General features: G+C 72.8%; 2 protein-coding genes and 1 pseudogene. 1 reads left to right on the forward strand and 2 read right to left on the reverse strand.

Features of this window, described 5'->3' with window-relative positions:
* On the reverse strand, positions 1-1,910 hold a 1,910-nt coding region (locus tag ND748_RS26680; RefSeq protein WP_251748966.1), incomplete at its 3' end, for an ABC transporter permease.
* 147 nt (positions 1,911-2,057) lie between these two features.
* Between ND748_RS26680 and ND748_RS26685 the strand changes: the two genes are divergently transcribed.
* Positions 2,058-3,293: an ABC transporter substrate-binding protein gene (locus ND748_RS26685; protein ID WP_251748967.1), complete on the forward strand. Its 1,236-nt coding sequence runs from the start codon at positions 2,058-2,060 to the stop codon at positions 3,291-3,293.
* 170 nt (positions 3,294-3,463) lie between these two features.
* Here the strand turns inward: ND748_RS26685 and ND748_RS26690 are convergent.
* Positions 3,464-4,202: pseudogene (locus ND748_RS26690) on the reverse strand (hypothetical protein); the annotation flags it as partial.

Raw genomic sequence — 4,202 nt, forward strand, 5'->3', positions numbered from 1 at the left:
CGGCCGGGCCGGTAGACGAGCCCGGCCGGCCGCAGCACGGCCAGTACCACCACCGCGAGACCGCACAGCACCTGCTGGTATTCGCCGAGCCCGGCGACGCGGTCCAGCGCCGTGAAGGCCAGCCCGCCGGGGACGAGCAGGCCGCCGACGAGCGCACCGCCGACGCTGGTCACCCCGCCGACGGCCGCGATGGCGAGGAAGAACAGCGAGGCGGTGACCCCGAACGAGTCGAAGGACAGCCGACCCTGGCCGTACCCGATGAGGCAGCCGCCGAGGCCGGCGAGCGCCGCGGACAGCGTGAACGCCAGCACCTTCGTCCGGCGCACGTCGATGCCGGCCGCGGCCGCCGACCGCTCGTTGGCCCGCACCGCGAGCATCCGCCGCCCGAGGTCGGCGGTGCGCAGGCGGGCCACGCCGTAGCCGCAGGCGGCGAGCACGGCCAGCGCCAGCAGACCGAACTGGACCCGGGGGAAGCCGGCCCCGGACAGTCCGAGGTCCAACCCGAAGATCTTCGGATTGGGCACGGACGAGCCGGCGAGCCCGCCCGTGACCAGCGGGTTACCGAACACCGCCTCCTGGATCGCGACCCCGGCGACCAGTGTGATCAGAGCCAGGTCGACGCCGCGCAGCCGGCGCGACACCACCCCGAGGAACAGCCCCGCGACCGCGGCCGCGAACGTCGCGATCAGCGGAGCGATCGGGAAGGGCACGCCAAGCTCGCCCTCGAGCCGGGCCAGCAGGAAGCCGGCGACGCCGGCCAACGACATCTGCGCCAGCGAGAGCTGGCCGACGTATCCGGTCAGCACCACGAAGGACAGGCACACCACGGCGCCGGCGAGGCTGCGTTCGAGCCCGAGCCGCCAGGAGCCGGTGAGCAGGACCAGCGCGACCACCCCGACGGGCACGCCGAGCAGCAGCCCGCCGAGCGGACGCCGCGCGGGCTCGACCACGGGCAGTGGCACCGACACGACCGCCCCGGCCGCGCGGCCGGGGATGAGCGTCCCGCGCCGGCCCGCCACGGCGAGGACGAGGATCATCGGCAACAGCGCCCGCAGGCCCGGCTGGTTGAGCCAGCCCACGTCCTGCTGCAGCGGGAGCAGGAACCCCTGCGCGATGCCGAGGCCGAACGCACCGACGACGGTCAGGCCGAACGAGGACAGTCCCCCGAGCAGGGCCGCGGCGAGCGCGGGCACGACGAACAGCGAGTAGCTCGTCGGGTTCAACGCGCTGATCGGGGCGACCAGGATGCCGGCCAACGCGGCGAGCACCGCCGCCAGCATCCAGTTCGCCGCGGCGATCCAGCCCGGCCGGCGACCGAGCAGCGCGGTGGTCTCCGCATCGTCGGCCACGGCCCGGGTCGCGAGGCCGAACATGGTCCAGCGCGACATCGCCCACAGGCCGGCGGCGGCCACGACGACGAGGCCCGCCAGCAGCAGCCGGTCACTCGGCACGGTGACGCCGAGCAGGTGCAGCGGCGACTGGGGCAGCACGGGGTCGAGGAAACGGTTGTCCGCGCCGAACTGGACGACGGCGACGGCCTGCAGCGCGATGGTGAGGCCGACGGCGGCGACGACGGTCATCATCGGCTGGGCCCGCCGCAGCGGCCGGAAGACCAGCAGATAGGACGCCAATGACAGCAGGGCGGCCATCGCGAGAGAAACCGACAATGCCAACCCGAACGTGGGGGTGTCGGTAAGGTGAATTCGCGGCGGCAATCCGACGACCGGCAGGACGAGATCGCCGACCGCACGCAGCTCGGCATACTGATAAGTGGCGTACATCGCGAAGGCACCATGCGCGATGTTGATGACGCCGGAGGCTCGGTGGGTGAGCACGAGGCCGAGTCCGAGCGCCGCGTACACCGCGCCCGGGCCGAGGCCCAGCAGCATTGCGGCTACATAGGTGGTCACGGGGCTCCCGAGCACATGTCCAGCAGCGAGGCCGACGGTCGGGCAGCGAGTCGGAAGTGTGGGCGCGCGGTCACCGAATCACTCCCGTCCCGCCGGCCGGCGGTCTCACTCAGGAACCGGGTGAGATGGAGTGTAGCTTGAGCGCCCGTGAGACAAGCTTCCCGCGTCCTGTGCGCGTTCTCCGTCGCCCTGTCCGTCGCCATCGCCGGCGCCGGATGCACGAGCCAGCGCGGTGGCTCCTCGGACGGCGCAGCAGCCGGCGCCTCGGCGACCCATCTGACCGGACCACCGGTGACCCTCGGCTTCGTCACCGTCGAGAACAGCACTCTCGGGTCATACCCGGAGACCCGACGGGCGGCGCAGGCCGCCGTGGAGCACGCGAATGCCGCGCTCGGCGGCGTCGGCGGGCGACCGCTACGGCTGTCGACCTGCGCCACCGACGGTTCCCCGGAATCCTCGCAGAACTGCGCCAACCGACTGGTGGCGGAGAAGCCGATCGCGGTGGTCGGCGGCATCGATTTCGGCACACAGGCCGCCATGCCGGTATACGAGGCGGCGCACATCCCGTATGTCACCGGCTCCCCGCAGCTCAGCGGGGAACTCGACTCCAAGAACGCGTTCGCACTTTCGGGCGGCAGCGTGGCTGAGCTGCTCGGCATCACCGACTATCTCACCGCCACCCGACACATCCGCAGCGCGCACGCGTTGTATGTCGACCTCCCCGGGCTGCTCACCGCCGCCATCAAGGGATCCCAGAACATCCTGCGCAAGAAAGGTGTCACCGACGTCCGGCTGATCGCCGAGAAGTCGGACGCGGCGGACTTCGCGCCGGCGCTCACCCAGGCCGCCGCCGGCAACCCGGACGCCATCATCGTCGTGTTTCAGGCGGCGGCGTGCGCCCGGATAGTACAGGCCGCGGCGGCGCTGAACATCCACAGCGACATCTACTTCGTCGGCGCCTGCGCCACGCCCGCGGTGCCGCGGGCCGCCGGCGGTCGCACCGACCACCTCTACTTCGCCTCCAGCTACCTCCCGGTCGGATCCAGTGGCGGGGACGCCGACACGGCGGCCTACCGCAAGGCCGTGCCGGAGGCGGATCGCACCTCGGCGTCGCAGGGTGCCTTCTCGACCGTGCTCGACCTGCGGGCCCTGCTGGCGACGACCCCACAGCCAAGTGCGGGCGGCCTGCTCACCGCGCTGCGCGCGACGCACGACCAGCCCAGCGTCATGGCCCATCCGTACACCTGCGACACCAAGCAGATCGACATCTTCCCGGCCATCTGCAACACGGCCGTACGGCTGCTGCGCTGGAAGGACAACTCCTTCTCCGACGTGACCGGAACCTGGCAGGACGGCCGCCAGCTCACCAGTCTGATCAACTGACCGCCCGCCGGAACTGAAGAGCACCGAATTGCGGGAGACCGAATTGCAGGAGGTTGTGGGCGGATTCCAGCAGCCGAACGGTTGACAGCCTCCGGCACCTGCCCGTCAGGCCCGGCATCTCGGGCAGTTCCCCCTGATGCCGGGCCTGGCGATGGAGGGACGAGGCGCGGTCAGGCCAGTCCCTTGGCCTGGGCCCAGGCGCGTACCGCCTTCGCTGCCCTGGCGTTCGCGCCCGTATGCGCGCCGCCCGCCCAGGCCGAGACCCCGGACCACAGTGCCCTGTCCGCGGCATCAACACTCTGCGCCGGCGGCGGGGTCGTGGGGGGCGGGGTCGTGGGGGGCGGGGTGGTCGGCGGCGGGGTCGTGGGCGGCGGGGTCGTGGGGGGCGCAGTGGGGCCGCCGAGCGCGGCGAGCAGCTTCGTGCCGACCGGGCTGCCGAGGCCCGAGGCCGGGTCCCATCCGGAGCGGGCCTGGTAGCCCTGGTTGTCGCCGGTGGTGATGTCGGTGAACGCGGCGGGGTTGGCGTAGGCGGCGGCGGCGAGATCCGCGACGGGGGCACCGGTGAGCTGCGCGATCCGGGCGACGAGTCCGGCGAGCAGCGGCGCGACGGCGGAGGTGCCGCCGACGACCGCCGGCTGGCCGTCCACGACGACGCGGTAACCCGTCTGCGGGTCGGCGTTGCCGCTGATGTCGGGCAGGCCGCGGTAACGGCCGACGGTGGCGGGCTGCCAGGCCGGCCGGGTGAACGTCGTCGAGTAGCCGCCGCCGCCCGCCGAGTCGGCGCCCTCGTTCCACACCACCTCGCTGGCCCGGGCGCCGGTGGCGTCGATGGTCAGCTTCGTGCCGCCACAGGCGATCACGTTCGGCGAGCCGGCCGGGAAGTCGGCGACGAGCCGGCCGGTGCCGTCG

Origin of the sequence: Frankia sp. AiPs1, from assembly GCF_023716945.1 — a bacterium.
Lineage (GTDB): Bacteria > Actinomycetota > Actinomycetes > Frankiales > Frankiaceae > Frankia.